Below are 18,158 nucleotides of genomic sequence, written 5' to 3'. Positions count from 1 at the left end.
GGTGGTGTGCTTAGCGGCGCGCCAGGTGAGCGGATGACAGCTGTGCATTGCGATAACCGATAATGCCGTCCTGCCTGCCGTTGTCATCGATGGAATCCAGTGCGTGGCTCACATGAGGCCGCTTGACGATTTCCCGGGCAAGCAACGTCATGTTGTCCTGCGCCCAGTTGCCGCTCATCTCGCGCCCCGCCATTTTGAAGATCTGCCCAAGGTCTGCCACACCATTTCTTTGCGGGTTGCCGAACTCCTTGTAGTTATTGCCAAACGCCAGCGCCACGCTGGAGTCCGACATACTGCTATAAATATTGAACGGCGAAGAACCGCATGGCTTTGGCCTGCCAGGTTGCGGGCGGCAGGGTTTCGAGTAGCAAGGGTCCGGCGGCGGGCAGTCCGATAACTTGTTGGCCGCGTTCTTAGGATTATACCGGCCAATAATGCCGTCCCGATGACCGCCGTGGTCCACCGAGTCCAGCTCACTCATCACGTTATCGCGCTTGAGTACTTCCCTGGCCAGCATCGTCAGGTTATCCCGTTGCGGGTATCCCGTTAGTGGCCGCTCGGCAACCTCACGTATTTTTCCTTGTGTCGCATTGCTTGAACCCGACGGCCTGAAGGCATCGAAGTTCTTGTCAAACGCCAGGGCCAGGGCCGCGTCTGAATGCCGGGCATAGGCGTTGCCAGAGGGGCGATGCGCGTGCTGGGAGTGACCGTTGAGATACGAGTGCTGTGTGTGAGGCGTACTGAATGAATGGGTTAGCGTCATGATTGAATTTTCCTGGTCTGTTCGACATACCTGCCCTGCATGCCGTCGGAAGACGGAGTAGCGGCAGACTGTTGCTCTGTGGCGCAGCGGTCGGCATCGGTTCCAGCGCTGCCCGCCGGCCTCAGATCAACCGTGCCGCCACCAACCAGTCCGCCACCGCCTGAAACGACGCATCCGGTACCGGATCTCCCGGCACGGTCTTCCTGGCAATCGCCTGCGCCAGGTTTTTGTCCGGTGCCTGCGGGATGCCCAGGTCGAACGCCTCCTGCAACATCCCCAACGCTTCCTCCGGCGACGCCCGGCACACCACCACCGGCACCGGCGTTTCTCCACGCACATAGCGCACGCCAATCACCCAGCCGTCGGTGGTGCCGATCATCATCGACGCCCGACCCAACCCCAGCTTGGTGGCCAACGCCTGCATCTCCTGGCGCTGGCGCCGGCGCTCGCTCTTGATCAGCGGGTCGCCGTCAATGTCCTTGCGCTCGCGCTTGGTCTCGCTACGGGTCATTTTCATGTCGCGGCCGAACAGCCAGCGTTGCATCAACACGTCCACCCCGCCCACCAGGATGAAAGCGGCGAGTACGGTAAACACCAGCGGTTTGAGCACCAGGAAAAACGTCGATTCGATACACCCGGCGCCGCACCGCGAAGACTCCATCAATGCCTGCAACGCGTGCCGCCCCACCACGTAGAACGCCACGGCCAGCACGTGCACCTTGATCAGGCCCTTGATGAATTCCACAAAATTGCGCAAGGCGAACAGCTTCTTGAAGCCTTCCGCCGGATTGATGCGTTTGAACTCCGGCTTGATCGGCTCCACGGAAAACACAAAGCCGCGCATGGTGATGATATTGGTCAGGATCACCACCCCGGTGGTCACCGCCATCACCGGCAAGGTGATGCCGATCACCAGTTGCTCGGCATGGTCCAGCACCCGTGGCCACACCGTGGCGAAGGGTTCGATGTAGATCTGCGCGGTCAGGTCGATCAGCGCGGTGACCTGGGCCTGGGCCCGAGGTGCGAGGATGGAAATGCACAGGGTGCAAAACAGGATGACCATGCCCGAGACGAGGTCCTGGCTCTTGGCGACCTGGCCCTTCTTGCGCGCGTCCTTGAGCTTCTTGTCCGTGGCCGGCTGGGATTTTTCTTCGCTGGTATCGCCCATGCCTTACTCCATGCCCGCCAGGGTTTTCAGCAGCTCCACGGTGCCGCGAAACTCTGCCAGCTGGTCCAGCATCAAGGGAATCAGGAAGCCGATGTAGATCACCATCAGGATCGAGAAAAACAGGTTTTTCACCGGCAGCGACAGGTCAAAAATGTGCAGGTTCGGCGCCATGCGCGACAGGTACGCGAGCATAAGGTCGGTGACCAGCAGCGAGATGATCAGCGGCGACACCATCAGCACCCCGACGCGCATGATCTGGTCAAGGATCGACAGCACCGCCAGCAACGCCGAGCTGGCAAATACCGGGGTAAACGCGGTCACCGGCCAGAGCTGGTAGCTGTGGTAATAGCCGTCGACCATCAGGATAAAACCGCCGGACATGAAGAACAGCGTGATCAACATCACCGTCAGCAACGTGGACATCACACTTGATTCCCCGGTAGACAACGGGTCCACCAGTTGCGCCATGGTCGAGCCACGCTGCAGGTCGATCAACTCCCCCGCCACTTCCGCCGCCCAGAACGGTATGCCGAACAACAGGCCGATCAGGATGCCGATCAGGAATTCCTTGATCAGCAACCCGGCGATAAACAGGCTGCCGTGGTTGGGCATCGAGGTCATGGCGTCGAATACCGGCATGAACATCGGGATCGAAATCGCCACGGCCACGCAGCCGCGAATCATCCCGGTGAGCCCGAGGCGGTTGAACGCCGGGGTGATCACCACCACGCCCATGGCCCGGCAGGCGGCCAGCGAGGCCGAGCTGATCACCGGGTAGGCGACTTCGAGAAACTGTGCGGTAAGGCTGGCATCCATGGGGGGTCAGCGCGTCCACAGCGGGAAGTTGTCCAGCACCTGGCTGCCGAGTTCCGCCACTTGCCCCGCCAGCAACGGCCCCAGAAACACGATGGTCAGCAGCACCGCCACCAGCTTCACTACCTGGGGCAAGGTCTGGTCCTGAATCTGGGTCAGCGCCTGGAACAGGCCCACGCTCAAGCCGACGATAATCGCTACCCCCAGCGCCGGCGCAGAGAGCATCAGCACGGTCATCAGTGCCTGTTTCATCAATGACAGGAAAACGTCCTGGCCCATGGGTCGTGCCTCAGCCGTAACTCAGAATCAAACCGTGCATCAGGCGCGACCAGCCGCTCAATGACACGAACAGGAAGATTTTCAGCGGGATCGAAATCAGGTTCGGCGAGACCATCGACATGCCCATCGCCATCAACACGTTGGACACCAGCAAATCCACCACCAGGAATGGGATGTACAGCAGGAACCCGATCTCGAAGGCCCGGGTCAGCTCCGAACTGACAAACGCCGGGATCAGCACCACCAGGTCGTCATCCCGCAGGTCGGCACGGGCTTCCGGCGACCAGATGGTCTCGGTGGCCTGCACGAAAAAGCCGCGCTCGGACTCGTTGGCAAACCGCGCCAGGTGCGCCTGCAGCGGCGGGCGCAAGGCGTCGCCGAGGTCCTTGAGTTGCTCGACGTGCTCGATGTTCAGGTCGCGCCCTTCCACCTGGCGGTACATGTCGCCAATCAACGGCGTAGTCACGTACACCGAGAGAATCAGCGCGATGCCGTACAGCACCAGGTTCGGCGGCGTTTGCTGCACGCCCAGGGCGTTGCGGATCAGGAACAGCACCACCGAGATTTTCATGAAGCCGGTGAGGGTCACCACCGCCAGCGGGATCAACCCGATGGTGGCAACCACCAGGATGATCTCGATCAGGTTCGGCTGATAACCGGTCATGGGGTGGCGAAACTCAACAGGCGCACACCCAGGCCATCACCGATCTTCACCAGTTGGCCCTGGCCGACGCGGCGGCCGTTGACCATCAGGTCCACGCCATCCACCGTCGGCGTATTCAGTTGCAGCAGGCTGCCCGCCCCCAGCTCCCGCAACTGCGCCAGGGTCAGTTCCAGGCTGCCGACCTGGCACACCAGCTTGAGGGGCAAATCGTCCAGGGCCGCGGCGGCATCGACATCAGTCATTGTGTTCTCCATGTCCAAAAGGGGCGATTTCAAAGGTTCCTGTAGCTGCAGCGATGAGCCGTCACGCCGGCAGCGGGCTTGCAGGCGGCCGTCAAGGTCCAGCAGCAGGCCGCTGCCGGCTTCGAGCATCAGCACATCGCCGGGCTGCAGGCTGCGCAACTCACCGAGGCTCAGCCATTGCTGCCCGGTAAGCACCGAGAGTGTCTGGCGCAGTGCGGGTAACGGGTCAGCCTGGACCTGGCCGTGTTGCTCCAGCAACTGCGCCACCAGGAACGCAGCGCTTTCGCTCAGGTCAAGCTGGGCGGCCATTGGCAGGGTGTTGCCGAAGGTCAATGTCAGCGCCAGGTGCACGGGGTAAGACCGCGCATCGTCACTGGCTTCGAGCAACTGCACGGGGTGGCCGAGCAACGGTTCCAGGCGCTCGATCAGATCCAGCACAGCCAGCTCCAGCAACAGCGAGCGCGGCAATGACGGCAGCACCTGCGCGTCAAACTGCAACGCCAGCGGCACCAGTACCTGTTCCAGGGCGGCAGCCGAAAGTCGCAGGCGCACCGGTGATTGCCCGAGCAGCAGTTGCACATCCCGGGGGTTTTTCAGTGGCTGCGGATCGGCGGCCCAGGCGACGCTCAAGTCCTGCCCGGCGCAGCGGCCCTGCCACGCATGGCGCCGGCGGTGCAGTTGGTTATGCACGGTGAGCAGCGCCGGGTCGTGGTGTTCGAGCCAAGGGCCCAGCGGGTCGGCAAGGGCGACGATCATGTGCCGAGCCCTTGTTCTTCACGCAGCTCGCCGGCCACTCGTTCGCTGCTTTCACGCCCGTCCAGCAGACTTTGCCAGGCGTCGGACTGGCGCTGGCGGCTCAGGCGCTCCTGGCGAAACAGCTCACGCTCGCGCTCCTGGGTTTGCAGGGTGCTGGAGACTTGGCTGACGTCGCCTTCAAGCAAGCGCTCATCGTCGGACAAGCCCCGCAGACGATCCTGGGCCGCTTGCCAACTGGCCACCGACAAGCCCTCTGTGAGTGAGGCGTAAATCTCGCCGGCTTCACGGGCAACGGCTTCACGGTGCAGGCGCAATTGCTCCTTGGCATCAGTCAGGGCGCCGTGGGTTTGTGCGCAGCGCTGCTGCTGCGCCGCCAACTGGCTCGCCGCCCGCTGTTCCCGCAGCACCCGCAGGGTTTGCAGGGTGCGCAGTTGTTCAGTCTTCATCGGTTCTTTTCTCCATCGTCATACCAACAGCGCACTCACTGAGTGCATGAAGATCGAATGTGGGAGCTGTAGAGTCCCGGCAACGCTGCAACATCGATGTCGGCTGTGCTGACGCCATCGCAGCCTCGCTGAAGCTCGACAGCTCCCACACTGGACCTTGCTGCGCGTTCGGACTCATGCCAGCACCTGGCGCATGCGGATCGAGGAGTGCATGAAGATCAAATGTGGGAGCTGTCGAGCCCCGGCGAGGCTGCGATAGCGGTGGGTCAGGCAACATTGATGCCGGCTGTGCTGACGCCATCGCAGCCTCGCTAAAGCTCGACAGCTCCCACACTGGATCGCGCTGCACTTTCGGGGTCATGCGAACACCTGGCCCATGCGGGTCAAGGAGTGCATGAAGATCAAATGTGGGAGCTGTCGAGCCCCGGCGAGGCTGCGATAGCGGTGGGTCAGGTAACATTGATGTTGGCTGTGCTGACGCCATCGCAGCCTCGCTGAAGCTCGACAGCTCCCACACTGGATCTTGCTGTGCTTTCAGGCTCATGTGAGCAGCTGGCGCATACGGATCAAGGAGTGCATGAAGATCAAATGTGGGAGCTGTCGAGCCCCGGCGAGGCTGCGATAGCGGTGGGTCAGGCAACATTGATGTTGGCTGCACTGACGCCATCGCAGCCTCGCTGAAGCTCGACAGCTCCCACGCTGGATCTTGCTGTGCTTTCAAGCTCATGCCAGCACCTGGCGCATGCGGGTCAAGGTGTGTTCGGGGCTGCTGGGTTCGTCGGCGTTTTGGCGCAGGAAGGCTTCGATCGCACCATGGCGGGTGATCGCTTCGTCGGCCAGGGGGTCGCTGCCGGCGGAGTACTCGCCGACGCGGATCAGCATTTCGATTTCGCCGTAGCGCGCCATCAATTCACGGATGCGCATTGCCAGGCGCTTGTGTTCGTCACCCGCCACCTGCTCCATCAACCGGCTGCGACTGCGCAGCACGTCCACCGCCGGGAAGTAGTTGCGCTGCGCCAGTTCGGCACTGAGGGCGATGTGCCCGTCGAGGATCGAACGCGCTTCCTCAGCCACCGGATCGCTAGCGGCGTCGCCTTCGGTGAGCACGGTGTACAGCGCGGTGATGCTGCCGGTGGGCCCCGGCCCGGCGCGCTCCAACAACTTGGGCAAGGTGGCAAAAAACGACGGCGGATAACCGCGACGTGTCGGTGGCTCACCCACCGCCAGGCCGATTTCGCGCTGGGCCCGGGCGAACCGTGTGAGGCTGTCCATCAGCAGCAGTACGTTGCGGCCCTGGTCGCGGTGGTACTCGGCCAGGGTGGTGGCGACAAACGCCGCACGCACCCGCTCAGCCGCCGGGCGGTCGGAGGTGGCGACTACCGCAACGGTCCGCGCGCGGGCCTGGGCGTCCAGTTGCACGTCCAGCAGTTCGCGCACTTCCCTGCCCCGCTCGCCAATCAGGCCGATCACAATCACATCGGCTTCACTGTTGCGGATGATGCTCGCCAACAGTGAGGATTTGCCCACCCCGGGTTCGCCAAAGATGCCCATGCGCTGGCCCTGGGCAAGGGTCAGCAAACCATCGATGGAGCGAATGCCCAACGCCATGGAGCGTACGATCAGTTGCCGTGAGAACGGCGCCGGCGGCTCGGCATGCAAGGGGTAAGTCTGCAAGTTCAAGCTCGGCGGTACACCGTCACCATCAAGAAACTCGCCCATGGGGCTGATCACCCGCCCCAGTTGCGCATCGCCTACCGCCACACCGAGGCTTTCGCCGGTGGCGATGATTTGCGTACGGGTCGACAGGCCTTCCATGGAACCGATGGGCGACAGGATCGCTTCATCACCATCAAACCCAATCACTTCGGCACTGAGGCTGCGGCCACTCACCGGATCGCGCAAATGACACAGCTCGCCGATGCTCGCCCCCGCTACGCTGGCCCGCAGCAATACCCCGCGAATACTCAGCACCGTGCCTTGCATCGGACGCAAGCGGGCCTGGGACAGCCGCTCGGTCAGGCGCGGCAGCAGTTGATTGAGGTTCATGCCACGCCCTCTTCAGCAAAGGGCAACAGGCTGCGGCGCAAGGTTTGCAACTGCGCTTCCAGCCCCAACTCAACCGAGCCCGCCGGGCTGCTGAGGCGGGCCTGGCCGGCGCTCAATTGCGCATCGGCCTCCACGGCAATGCCGTCCTTCAGCAACTGTTGGCGCAGGGCACTCACTTCGGCCGCAGGCACCCACAAGGTCAGCGCCTGGCCCTGACGAAACGCGCTCAACGCCTGGCGTGTACAACGCACCACGCGGTCGGTGTCATCCAGCTCGCCGAGCACTTCACGCACGATGCCCAGGGCCAAATCCGCCAGCGACGCTTCAAGCCCGGCCAGGTAATGCTGGACCTTGGCCTGGGTTTCCAGCAGCAGCTGCGCGACCTGTTCGGCGCCTTCCCGGCGGGCGCTCTCAAAGCCTTCGGCACGGGCGGTGTGCAGCCACTGTTCACTGTCGGCCTTGATCTGCTCGGCGTGTTCCTTGGCGGCTTGCACGAAGGCGAAACCGTCGGTCCACAACGCCGCTTCATCGGCGCGCAAAATCCGCGCGGCGGGACGGCTGGGTAATTCACTCATGGGCAATCTCCTCCGAGAGCAACCGGGCAGCGACGGTCTGGACAATTTCCAGGTCGCGGGGCAAGCGCCCGCTGTAGCCCTTGGGTGCGACAAACCGCAGGGGCAGCCAGCCTTGCAACTCGGCAGGCTGGGCCTGCAACCAGGCGGCGACACAGGTGAGGCCATCGCGGTCGATGGCGTCGATCAACTCGGCGGGCTCCCGCAGCAGGTCGGCCGCGCCGCCCAACTGCCGGTTCGCCAGGGCCAGGGCAAAGGCTTCCTGACCGAGGCCTTCGCGCAGTTCATTGACCACTTCGCGGCGGATCTCCCGGCTCAGGGTCGAGGCATGCCAGATCGCGCCACACAGCCTGGGCAATCGCTCAAATTGCCCCGGGTTCAGCAGCAACACCGGCAAATCGGCGGCGGGTGGCGTGACCAGATGCGCCAGCGGCGCCAACTGATAATGGCTGGCCAGCAACTGCTCCAGGCGCGACCGAAAACGCGGCTGCCCGTGCAAGGCTTGCAGCACCTCGACCGGCAGGCCTTCGCCGAAACACTCGCCGAGGCTTTGCTCGCGCACAAACTGCAACGGCTGGGCGATCAGGCCCTGCCAACGTTCAACCAGGCTCATTCACCCTCCTTGAGCACATACAACGCCTGGGACTGGCGCCGCGCCCATTGTTGACGGGCCAACACGCCACACGCGCCGAGGGCGAGCAGCAGCAAACCGCCGAACAGCAACCGTGCCTGGTTGAGGTTGTCTTCCAACAGCCACAGGCCCATGAAGCGCGCCAATCGCGGTTGCGCCGGGTTCTGGCTGATGGACACGGCGGCCTTGATCGCCGTCACCGAAACGCCGTCGTAGCTCAGGCCGGAAATGCCGTTGGCCACCAGGGTCTTGATCTGCGGGATCAGGGTATTGATATCCGTGCCCGGGTCGTAGCGCACCAGTACCGAGGCTGACGATGGCGAAATCACCCGCTTGAGCAGGTCATTGTCCGGCAACACCACGTGCACACGCGCCGAGACGATGCCGTCGATCTGCGACACCGAGTGGGACAGTTCTTCGCTCAAGGCGTAGATCATCTGCGCCCGCTCCTGCACCGGCGACGACACCAGGCCGTTGCCCTTGAACACCTCGCCCATATTGGAAAAGCTCTGCTGCGGCAGGCCGGCGTTGTCAAGCAGCGTCATGGCTTCGGCGAAGCGTTGTTCGTCGACCACCACTTTCAACTGGCCGTTGTCCTGCACCTTACGCGTCGCCGGGATGCCGTCGCGCAGCAGCACCGCGACCATGGCGTTGGCGTCGCGCTCGCTGAGGTTGGTGTAGAGGTCCATGTCGCAGGCCTGCAAGAGGCTGGCGAGCAGGCCGATCAGCAGCAGGCGCAGGGCACGATTCGGGCTTGGCATGGCGTTATTGACCCTTGAGCAGCGTGTTGGCGGAACCGGAAATCTGCGTCGCACCGCGCACCACCATCTGGGTTTCGATGGAGTAGTCGAACATCTTGCCCAGTGAATGGACGATCTGGTCGACCTGCTGCTCGGCGACTTTCTTGCCCGGCTCTGCGGAGGGAGAGGCACCCGTGGTGCGAATATCCGCAGCGGCCACTTGGGGCGGCGCCGACGGGTTATTGGTAAGTAAATCGGCGCGCTCGGAAAAGGTCCGGGAGCGGTCGATAAAACTGTTCAGGCGCTCCATCAGGCCCGAGCCGATCTGATGGGGGCTGGCGCCCTCGGGCATGCCCTTGGCCGTATTGGCCATGTGCTCGAACAGATTCTGCGAGGCCCCGGCGGGCCCCGCGCCGGCGGACGGCGGCAAGGCCGTGGCGCTGGCAGCGAGACTGATGGTCATGGGTGCGCCCTACTCTTCGTCGTCATCGGACATGGCGTCATTCAGCATTTCCTGCGCCTTGGGCATGATGATGAATTGACCGCCGATGGTGACCGCCTGGGTGATCAGGGCATCGGTGAATTCGGCGTCGGTCATCTCCGGTTTGTCGGCGCTCTTGGCGTTATCCACCGCGGCGTTGAACTTGGCTTCAGGGCTGGCGCCACCGGGGGCGAGGTTGCTGTCTACGGCGGTTACGGACATGGTCATGCTCCTTTACTGGGGTTGGGGTGAATCAAGGGGTTTCAGTGCTCACCTGGGCGCCGCGAAACACCCGCACGCCATGCTCGCGCGCCACGACGGGCGCCGCGGCCTTGGGTTGCAGGTGATCCACATGCTGCTGGACCAGCGCCAGGTACGGCGGCGGCCCGGATACAAAGACTTCATCGCCCTCGGGGCCGTTGCGCATCGACAACTGCTGGCCGAACACATCGAGGTTGTTCAGATAGGCCTGCAACTGGTCCAGGTTCAGGGCGTTGGCCTTGAACAGCTTGGTGGTGATTTCGTCGCTGGCATTGAGGTACAGCAGGTTGCCGTCGAAGTACCAGGTCAGGCCGTTGGTGCTGCACAGCGTCTGCAAAAACTCCCCGGCGGTGGCGGCGCGCACGGTGCTGCGGGCCTTGCCACGCACCTTGTCCGAGAGCACCAGCGGGATGTCGAGGTTGTGGCCGAATTCTTCGAGGGCGGCGCGTACGTCCTGATCCACCAATACGTAGGCGTAGGGTTTGGCAAACCATTCGGGCTCTTCATCGGCGTGGGCAATCGAGGCGCCAAACAGCACCGACAGACATAGGAGCGCCATGGAAAATATGCTTACATGACGTCCGCCTTCGCCCAACGAGTTGTGACGATGACCAAACACTTTTTGCTTGCCGGCAGCCTGTTGCTGGCTGCCTGTTCCAGTACTGCACCGAGCGATTCCGACCGCTCGGTAAAGCTGGCCAACGACCTGAACCAACGCGGCGACTACGCCAGCGCGGCGGCGCTGTACGAACGGGCGGCCCAGCAACCGGGCGCCGGCATCGACCTGTGGCTCAAACTCGGCCAGGCGCGGCTCGACGGCAACGACGCGCCCGGTGCCGAACGCGCCTTCCAACAAGCCCTCGGCCTCCAGGCGCACAACGCCGACGCCTTGCTGGGCCTGGGCACCGCGCAACTGCGCCTGGGCAAAACCCAACGCGCCGTGACCGCCCTGGGGCAAGCCGCAGAGGCCAGCCAGTCGCCGGTCGCGTACACCCGATTGGGCATCGCCCACGTGCTGAACGGCCAGGCGGTGACGGCACAAACCGCCTTCGCCAAAGCCCTGAGCCTGCAACCCGACGACCTCGACAGCCGCTGCAACCTGGCCCTGGCCTACGCCCTTGGCGGCCAGGCGCAACAGGCATTGGACACCATCGCCCCCGTCACCCAATCGCCCCGAGCGTTGCCACGGCATCAGCGCAATGAATTGTTGGTGCTGGTATTGGCGGGATACGAACAACGAGTGGCCAGCTTGCCGCTGGACGATATTCCGGCCGCTGAGCGCGCACGTCTGATCACCGAAGCCAACCGCATCAAAGCCATCAGCGATCCGATTGCGCAAGCGCGTGAGTTGGGGCTGGTGGATACGCACTAAATCCAACTGTTTTTGATCTTGCTGTTGCCCTGCTTTTGACGTTGCTTTTGATCTATGAGGCCCCGTTAAACCACGCTGGCCGAACGCAGGCTTTGGAGCGTGGGTAACCCGGCAGGACGCCGGGTTAGCCGCGCTGGGCCAGGGATGGCCCATCGCGGCGGCCCACGCTCCAAAGCCGGAGTGAGGGCACACCGAGCCTGAGCGAGGTGCCGAGTGGTGGGGCAAAGACCTTTTGGTTACTTTTGGGGCGTTTGCCAAAAGTGACCCGCTGTAAGAGCGGAACCCTAAGTGGCCGTTACCGCAGGAATGGATATGTACGCGGTAAGCTTCAAGATCCTGGTCGCCTATCAGTCCGCTTTCGCGAGCAAGCCCGCTCCCACATTTGGATGGTGGTGTGACAGATGGATCTGCTGGGGCTGGAATACCGCTATCGCAGGCAAGCCAGCTCCCACATTGGGTCTGCGGTGTGACAGATGGATCTGCTGGGCCTGGAATACCGCTATCGCAGGCAAGCCAGTTCACACAGTTGGACTGTGGTGTGACAGATAGATCTGCTGGGGCTGGAATACCGCTATCGCAGGCAAGCCAGCTCCCACAGTTGGACTGTGGTGTGACAGATGGATCTGCTGGGCCTGGAATACCGCTATCGCAGGCAAGCCAGCTCCCACATTGGGTCTGCGGTGTGACAGATGGATCTGCTGGGCCTGGAATACCGCTATCGCAGGCAAGCCAGCTCCCACAGTTGGACTGTGGTGTGGCAGATAGATCTGCTGGGCCTGGAATACCACTATCGCAGGCAAGCCAGCTCCCACAGAGGACATGTGAACGCAGGTTCATTGCTCCGCTCCCGGAGCGCCCGCCTTGGCCTCTTGCTGAGCCTGACGCCGCTGCAACTGCTCTCGATCAAACCCCTCGATATACACCTGCGCCGCCCGCCCAACCGGCGCCGCCATCGCCGGCCCGGTGGCCCGCCCCTGATTCAAATCCTGCCGCTGCTCCACCATCTGCATCAAATTCAAATTGTTGGCACAGCCCAGCGGCAAGGTCGCCTTGAAATCCTCATCCAGCCCAATCTCATCCTTGGCCGGCGGCTGCTGGCACTGGCTCGGCAACCCGTCCGCCTGATACTGCGATGAGTAATACACCGGCGCCAGATGCGTCTTGCACCCCACCACCAACAGGGGCAAACACATCAACAAACGCGAAACTTTCATGACATGCCCCCTCATCAATTCATGTAAAAACCAAACGCCCCACCACTGCGCGGCCCCGCCGCTGCGGCGGTGGCGGGCTGCGCATCCAGCGGCGTGGCCAGGGTGCGACTGCGCACCGGCTCCACCAGGTACGGCGTGATCAAAATCACCAATTCGGTTTCATTGCGCTGGAAGCGCTTGGAGCGAAACAGGTTGCCCAGGATCGGCAGATCCCCCAGCAACGGCAGCTTCTCGATGTCCTGGCTGCTCTCACGCTGGAACAGCCCGGCAATCGCAAACGTCTGCCCGCTGCCCACTTCCACCCGCGTATCGGCCCGCCGCACGCTGAACGACGGCACATGGAAATTGCCGAAATCCACGGTGCCGCCACTCACCACACTGCTGACCTCAGGGCGCACTTGCAGGGCGATCCGGCCGTTGGGCAGCAGGGTCGGGTTGAACAGCAGCGACACGCCAAACGACTTGTATTCAATCCCCACCAGGTCCCGATTCACCGGCACCGGAATCGCCACTTCGCCGCCCGCCAGGAAGCTCGCGGTCTGCCCGGTCATGGCGGTGATGTTCGGCTCGGCCAGAATTTGCAGAATCCCGTTGGCCTGCAACGCGTCGAGCATGCCGTCGATATTGGTATTGCCCGAGCCGCTGCCCGCCGCCGCCAGTCCGCCCGCAGTCGCCGCTGCCAACGGCCCACCGGTGATCAGGCCGAAGGAAAACGTGCCGTTGCTGAACATGGCGTTCCAGTTCACGCCGTAGTGCAACAGCTCCGAGCGGGATACTTCAGCGAACCGCACGCGCAGATTGACCTGGGCCGCACCGGCATATTCAGTGGTGTTGACCGAGCTCTGAAAACCCTGGCCCTGGGGGTTGAGCAAGGCATTCAAATCCGTCGCCTCGCCCACGCTGCGCACCGTGCCCTTGGCGATCAAGCGGTTGCCCGCGCCGCTGATCTGCGCGCCATTGCCGGGATGCAATTCCTGCATCGGCGCGGTCACCGCCTGGGTGGCGCTGCTGACGGCCAGGGACAAGCTGGCGAGCTGTTTGCCGTCGCTGCCCAGGGCAATCAGGCTGGTATTGCCCGGGGCCTTGCCGAAGATATAGATCACACCGGGCGACACCACTTGCAGGTCGGCAATTCCCGGTTCGGCCACCAGCACCGACTCCACCGGGGCCACAAAATGCAGGATCCGGCCTTCACCGGAGGCGAGGCTGATGGAGCCTTGGGCGCCATTGGCAATGTCCTGGGCGCTGCAAAAAAACGACGCCAGCGTCAGCAACAACAGAGAAAAACGGATCATGAGGCAGACGCCAGGGAAGTGACGGAAGCCGCGGCAGGTGCACGGCGGTTGGAGGCATCGGTGAGGCTGATGGTCACCAGCGCTTGCAGGTTGTATTCAGTGGCCAGCTCGCGAAACGACAGCACCGCCAGCTCCAGTTCACCGCGCAGCACCAAGCGGCGCAGGCTGCGGCGCAATTCCGGATGCACCAGCAACACTGCGCTGTTGGCCTCGACGGTTTTGTCGCAGGCCTGGCGCAGTTGGGCGAGCAAGGCGCGGTTGACCTCTTCCGGGATCACTTCGCGGCTGGGCTCCTGGCGACGCAGGGACGCGCGCAGTTGGTCTTCCAAGCCCGGCGCCAATACCAGGGCACCAATCACCCGATTGCGGTCGGCATACTGATGGCTGATCTGCCGCGCCAACGCGGCACGCAGGTGTTCGGCGAGGCGGCCGGCGTCGGTTTCCCGGGCGCCCCACTCCACCATGGCTTCGAGCAAGGCCCGTTGATTGCGGATCGACACGCCCTCTCCCACCAGCAGGCGCAGGGTCTCGGCCACCCGCTGCAACGGCACCAGGCGCAAGGCTTCCTTGACCAGTTCGCCGTAGGTGGCTTCGGTGCGTTCAAGCAGCAGGCGGGTTTCCTGAATGCCGAGGAAGTCCGCGGCATAGCGGCGCAGGCTGCGCTCCAGCACGCCGCGCAGCACCTCATCCGGTAGCAGGAAACCGATGCCGGCGGTGCGCAACGCGTCTTCGTGCTGGCGCTCGATCCAGTGTGCGGCACGGCCATTAAGGGGCGAATCGGCTTGCAGGGTGGCGATGTCCAGCAGTTGCACGTGTACCAGATCGTCCTGCAACAACAGGCAGTTGATCGGCATCTCGCCTTCGCTGACCGGCACGCCTTCCAGGGACACCCGGAAGCTGCCCGGCGTGGCCTTGGCGTCCATGTGAATGCCCGGCACCGGCATGTCGACGCCGAGGTCGCTGCGAATGTCGTGACACAGCGCTTCGATGCGCTGGCTCAACAGCTGGCGCGGTGCGCTGAGGGCCAAGGCGCTGCCGAGGGTCAGCAGCACCCGCGTGTCGGGGGCCACGCCATAATCCTGCTCGGCCTGCACCTCCACCACCGGCTCCAGGGTCTCGATCAGCGCCTCGGGTTCCACCAGGTGTTCACGGGTATGACGGCGGTACATCACGAACGCCGCGCCGCCGAACACCAGCGACAACCCGAGGAACACCCAGGTCGGAAACCCCGGGATCACGCTGACGCCCACCATGATCAATGCGGTCAACCCGAGGGCCCGGTAGCTGGCGCCCAACTGCTTGAGAATCTCGCTGCCGAGGTCACCCGCTTCGCCGTCGCTGTTGACCCGCGTCACCACGGTGCCCGCCGCTACCGAGATCAGCAGCGCCGGGATCTGTGCGATCAAACCGTCGCCTACGGTCAGCAGCGAATAGGTGTGCACCGCCGCGCCGAAGGCCATGTCGCGCTCGATCATGCCGATCAGCATGCCGCCCAGCAGGTTGACCGCGAGGATCACCAACCCGGCAATCGCATCGCCCTTGACGAACTTCATCGCCCCGTCCATCGCGCCGAACATCTGGCTCTCACGCTCCAGGCGGGAGCGCCGGCGCCGGGCTTCGGCCTGGTCGATATCGCCGTTGCGCAGGTCGTTGTCGATGCTCATCTGTTTGCCGGGCATCGCGTCCAGAGTGAAGCGCGCCGCCACTTCCGCGACCCGCTCGGCGCCCTTGGTGATCACCACGAACTGCGCCACGGTGATGATCAGGAACACCACCATGCCCACCACCACCTGGCCGGCAATCACGAAGTCGCCGAAGGCCTTGACGATGTGGCCGGCGTCGCCGTGCAGCAGAATCAAGCGGGTGGTGGTGATGGACAGCGACAGGCGAAACAGGGTGCTGAGCAGGATCAGCGGTGGCAGCGCGGAGAATTCCACCGAGTGGCCGATGTAGAAGGCGACGATCAGGATCAGGATGCTCAGGGCAATGTTCAGGCCGATCAGCATGTCCACCAGGTAGGTGGGCAGCGGGATGATCATCATCACAATCGCCATCAGCATGAACGCGACGATGATCACGTCGGTACGCTGGGCGGCCATGCGCGCGATGCCGTTCAGGCGATTGAGCAGGTTCATGGCGCCACTCTCCGTGCAGCCAGGTAGCGTTTGAAGCACTGGCGCGCTTCGTCTTTGCGTTCGCCGTACCACAGCGCCCGGGCGCGCAGCAGCAACAGGCTGGCGGACTCGCCTTCCAGCGCCACCAGGCGGTCCAGGGCCGCGAGTGCGCGGGTGAAGTCGCCGCTGTCGGTAAACGCCAGCACCAGCGAGCGCAGCAGCAGGCCGTCGTCGGGCGCCACGCTCACGGCAATCAGCAACATCACCAGCGCACGCTGGGACTGGCCGTTGCGCCGGTACAGCTCGCCAATGCCCTTGAGCAATTGCACGGCGTCGTCGTTATTCCGGGACATCAGGCCTGGACCTCCGAGCGTTGTTGTTCGAGGGTGCGGCGCATCTCGATTTCCTCGCTGATCAGGTCATGGGCCAGCGCCTTGATCTCCGGCTCGGCGTCGAGGTTCGGCAACAGGTGCTGCATCACGTGATCCAGCAACTCCAGGGACCGTGCGCTGCCGAACAGCAGCGAGTCGACGCCGGCGGCGCTGGTGAGTTCTTCAAGGTCACTGCGCAGGGAGCGGCGGGACTGGACCTTGCGGGTTTTCAGCACGGCCTCGAAGGCGGTGGCCTGGCGCGAATTGACCGGGCGGATCGCCTCCACCGGCGCGCTGCGCACATCACTGGGAATCAACGGACGGGGTTCGACTTTCATCCCGGGGCCTTAGCTGAAAAAAGCAGCGTCATAGGGTGAAGGTGAAGCGTTCTTCGCCACGGGCGAGGATCACCTGATTGTTCTCGATGCGTTCCAGTACCCAGTTGTCGGCCAGGGCCGCGCCGGGGTACAGGCGCTTGCCGCTGTCGTTGATCACATAGGGGTGGGTGCCGAACCACACGGCTTGAAAACGCACCCGGGGCCGGGCCGCATCCGCACGCACCGCGACCTGCGGATTGAGTACGATCTGCTGGCCATAGCGCTGGTCGAAGGCTTGCTGCAAGGCGATCCACTGGGGCTTTTGTGCACGCTCGAAGGAGCCGACGGCGTTGAGCTGGCCGTCGATGTCGTTGACCTTCACCGCGTCCAGGTGGGCGGCTTGCAATTGCCCTTCAAACCAGGCCTTGGCCTCGGCTCGGGAAGGCTTGGCTGCGGTTTTTTCGGCAACCGGCAGTACGGCCTGTGCTTGCGGTGGATCGTTGCGAAAGGCCAAGGCACCTGCGCACACGAACAGCAAGGCGCTGGCGATGATCCACGGGGTGAAGGTGCGTGTGGCTACCGGCGTTTTTTCAGGGCTGCCCGGCAGCACCAGGCTCACACCCGCCGTGCCGATGCGCAGTTGCAGCGGCAGCCGCGCGCGATGGCCGCTGCCTTGGGGAATACGGATATCACCGGCAGTGCCAGTGATCAGGACATCACCGCCAAGGGCTTCGACGGCCACCTGTGCACCTTCAAAACGCAGGCGCAGGTGCAGTTCGGCGATTCCGGGATCGCTGAGCTGAAGGTCGGCTGCCAGGGCAGCGCCAAGGGTGTAGACCGGCTGGTCGAGCATCAGGGAACTGCCCTGGTGCAAACCGTGGGTCACGAGCAGGGTCGGCGCGCCGTTCGCGGCGGGCAGGCCCAGGGAAATCAAGGCTGTCATGGTTGGGTTTGCCCCCTTGAGAATCACAGGCAGCAACCACACCTGTGCCGATCAACAACGGTGCAACGGGGTCAGGCAGGTATACGGGCAGCGCCGGCGCCGCCCGTATGGCGAATCAGTTCTGCGGACGCTGTTTGGTGGCGTCGAGCTCTGCTTTTTTCGCGGTGCTGATCTCGGTGATCTTGGCCGACTTCTCGATGGCCATGTTGAAAGTTGCTTCCATCTTCGCGATAGCGTCGTCGGCGCCGCCTGCACTTACTGGTGGAGTAGTAGCCATGTTCAATCTCCTTGCATCGATAGGGAAGTTAAGCAGCATGCAAACCGAACCGAACTCCCCGCGTCAGACAGTGAGTTGGCAATGCAGCTGTCGGTTTGCATGGGAACCATACTACTCACGAATAAAACGCCTTCGCTGTGAAAGCTTGTGAAACGTTCAGAATGGGGGCTGTGAAAAATCCGGCTCAACCTGCCGTTGAGAAAATCTCATCCCCAGGCAGGCGTGGAACTTTTGTTGAAAATCCAATACATGACGAAACCCAATGATTACGGGGTCTTTCGCTTAAAGATGAACGGTTTTGAACAATGTAGAGGCCAATAACGCCTGCGCAAAAACGTTGACTACCCAACGATTTTTGAAAATAACGCAAACAACTTCACACTTTTAACTAAT

At 63.1% G+C, this 18,158-nt stretch carries 22 protein-coding genes; 1 reads left to right on the top strand and 21 read right to left on the bottom strand.

The window, feature by feature from the left end; all coding sequences use genetic code 11:
• Positions 1-10 precede the first annotated feature (10 nt).
• The 14 genes from ACUN0G_RS24380 to ACUN0G_RS24315 all read right to left on the bottom strand — a co-directional run bounded on the left by ACUN0G_RS24380 (position 11) and on the right by ACUN0G_RS24315 (position 10,421).
• Complete coding sequence (locus ACUN0G_RS24380; protein WP_445574489.1) at positions 11-763, bottom strand: hypothetical protein; 753 nt, start codon at positions 761-763, stop codon at positions 11-13.
• 121 nt (positions 764-884) lie between these two features.
• Positions 885-1,931 (bottom strand): EscU/YscU/HrcU family type III secretion system export apparatus switch protein, encoded by a 1,047-nt coding sequence (locus ACUN0G_RS24375; RefSeq protein WP_258346803.1) that lies wholly within the window; start codon positions 1,929-1,931, stop codon positions 885-887.
• 3 nt (positions 1,932-1,934) lie between these two features.
• A complete protein-coding gene (gene sctT / locus ACUN0G_RS24370; protein WP_003208312.1) occupies positions 1,935-2,747 on the bottom strand; it encodes a type III secretion system export apparatus subunit SctT in 813 nt (270 codons plus the stop codon).
• Positions 2,748-2,753: 6 nt separating this feature from the next.
• Entirely contained in the window at positions 2,754-3,023 is a 270-nt protein-coding gene (gene sctS, locus ACUN0G_RS24365) for a type III secretion system export apparatus subunit SctS (RefSeq protein ID WP_445574488.1), read from the bottom strand.
• 10 nt (positions 3,024-3,033) lie between these two features.
• Positions 3,034-3,687 carry a type III secretion system export apparatus subunit SctR gene (gene sctR, locus ACUN0G_RS24360; protein WP_003208316.1) on the bottom strand — a complete coding sequence of 218 codons (654 nt, stop codon included), beginning with the start codon at positions 3,685-3,687 and terminating at the stop codon, positions 3,034-3,036.
• Positions 3,684-4,685: a type III secretion system cytoplasmic ring protein SctQ gene (gene sctQ / locus ACUN0G_RS24355; RefSeq protein WP_445574487.1), complete on the bottom strand. Its 1,002-nt coding sequence runs from the start codon at positions 4,683-4,685 to the stop codon at positions 3,684-3,686. The genes sctR and sctQ overlap by 4 nt, the downstream gene beginning before the upstream one ends.
• Entirely contained in the window at positions 4,682-5,131 is a 450-nt protein-coding gene (locus ACUN0G_RS24350) for a hypothetical protein (RefSeq protein ID WP_258346806.1), read from the bottom strand. The genes sctQ and ACUN0G_RS24350 overlap by 4 nt, the downstream gene beginning before the upstream one ends.
• Before the next feature lie 723 nt (positions 5,132-5,854).
• Positions 5,855-7,177, bottom strand: coding sequence for a FliI/YscN family ATPase (locus tag ACUN0G_RS24345; protein WP_445574486.1), 1,323 nt, complete (start codon positions 7,175-7,177; stop codon positions 5,855-5,857).
• On the bottom strand, positions 7,174-7,752 hold the full coding sequence (locus tag ACUN0G_RS24340; protein WP_445574485.1) for a FliH/SctL family protein: 579 nt from the start codon (positions 7,750-7,752) through the stop codon (positions 7,174-7,176). Before ACUN0G_RS24340 ends, ACUN0G_RS24345 begins: the two co-directional genes overlap by 4 nt.
• Positions 7,745-8,362 (bottom strand): type III secretion protein, encoded by a 618-nt coding sequence (locus tag ACUN0G_RS24335; protein ID WP_421553607.1) that lies wholly within the window; start codon positions 8,360-8,362, stop codon positions 7,745-7,747. The genes ACUN0G_RS24340 and ACUN0G_RS24335 overlap by 8 nt, the downstream gene beginning before the upstream one ends.
• Positions 8,359-9,141, bottom strand: a complete 783-nt coding sequence (gene sctJ / locus ACUN0G_RS24330) for a type III secretion system inner membrane ring lipoprotein SctJ (protein WP_445574484.1) — start codon at positions 9,139-9,141, stop codon at positions 8,359-8,361. Before sctJ ends, ACUN0G_RS24335 begins: the two co-directional genes overlap by 4 nt.
• Positions 9,142-9,145: 4 nt before the next feature.
• A complete protein-coding gene (locus ACUN0G_RS24325; RefSeq protein ID WP_093208136.1) occupies positions 9,146-9,583 on the bottom strand; it encodes a hypothetical protein in 438 nt (145 codons plus the stop codon).
• Positions 9,584-9,592: 9 nt separating this feature from the next.
• A complete protein-coding gene (locus tag ACUN0G_RS24320; protein ID WP_003208330.1) occupies positions 9,593-9,823 on the bottom strand; it encodes a hypothetical protein in 231 nt (76 codons plus the stop codon).
• A gap of 31 nt (positions 9,824-9,854) precedes the next feature.
• On the bottom strand, positions 9,855-10,421 hold the full coding sequence (locus tag ACUN0G_RS24315; RefSeq protein ID WP_445574483.1) for a type III secretion protein: 567 nt from the start codon (positions 10,419-10,421) through the stop codon (positions 9,855-9,857).
• Between the two features lie 48 nt (positions 10,422-10,469).
• Here ACUN0G_RS24315 and ACUN0G_RS24310 point away from each other — a divergent pair, with 48 nt between their 5' ends.
• Positions 10,470-11,234 (top strand): tetratricopeptide repeat protein, encoded by a 765-nt coding sequence (locus tag ACUN0G_RS24310; protein WP_445574482.1) that lies wholly within the window; start codon positions 10,470-10,472, stop codon positions 11,232-11,234.
• An 833-nt stretch (positions 11,235-12,067) separates the two neighbouring features.
• On the opposite strand, the gene ACUN0G_RS24305 is transcribed toward ACUN0G_RS24310, so the two are convergent.
• The 7 genes from ACUN0G_RS24305 to ACUN0G_RS24275 form a co-directional block, all read right to left on the bottom strand.
• Positions 12,068-12,448 (bottom strand): hypothetical protein, encoded by a 381-nt coding sequence (locus ACUN0G_RS24305; protein WP_445574481.1) that lies wholly within the window; start codon positions 12,446-12,448, stop codon positions 12,068-12,070.
• 14 nt (positions 12,449-12,462) lie between these two features.
• Positions 12,463-13,743: a type II and III secretion system protein family protein gene (locus tag ACUN0G_RS24300; RefSeq protein WP_445574480.1), complete on the bottom strand. Its 1,281-nt coding sequence runs from the start codon at positions 13,741-13,743 to the stop codon at positions 12,463-12,465.
• Positions 13,740-15,878 carry a type III secretion system export apparatus subunit SctV gene (sctV, locus tag ACUN0G_RS24295; RefSeq protein WP_445574479.1) on the bottom strand — a complete coding sequence of 713 codons (2,139 nt, stop codon included), beginning with the start codon at positions 15,876-15,878 and terminating at the stop codon, positions 13,740-13,742. Before sctV ends, ACUN0G_RS24300 begins: the two co-directional genes overlap by 4 nt.
• Positions 15,875-16,210 (bottom strand): tetratricopeptide repeat protein, encoded by a 336-nt coding sequence (locus tag ACUN0G_RS24290; protein WP_017477037.1) that lies wholly within the window; start codon positions 16,208-16,210, stop codon positions 15,875-15,877. The genes sctV and ACUN0G_RS24290 overlap by 4 nt, the downstream gene beginning before the upstream one ends.
• Positions 16,210-16,566 carry a hypothetical protein gene (locus tag ACUN0G_RS24285; protein WP_218264571.1) on the bottom strand — a complete coding sequence of 119 codons (357 nt, stop codon included), beginning with the start codon at positions 16,564-16,566 and terminating at the stop codon, positions 16,210-16,212. The genes ACUN0G_RS24290 and ACUN0G_RS24285 overlap by 1 nt, the downstream gene beginning before the upstream one ends.
• 28 nt (positions 16,567-16,594) lie before the next feature.
• Entirely contained in the window at positions 16,595-17,488 is an 894-nt protein-coding gene (locus tag ACUN0G_RS24280; protein WP_445574478.1) for a SctD/MshK family protein, read from the bottom strand.
• Positions 17,489-17,603: 115 nt separating this feature from the next.
• On the bottom strand, positions 17,604-17,765 hold the full coding sequence (locus ACUN0G_RS24275) for a hypothetical protein (protein WP_003207273.1): 162 nt from the start codon (positions 17,763-17,765) through the stop codon (positions 17,604-17,606).
• Positions 17,766-18,158 lie beyond the last annotated feature (393 nt).

It is taken from the genome of Pseudomonas sp. 32A, from assembly GCF_052682255.1.
The sequence above is the reverse complement of the archived record's forward strand: the minus strand, read 5'-3'. Positions and strand labels throughout refer to the sequence as shown.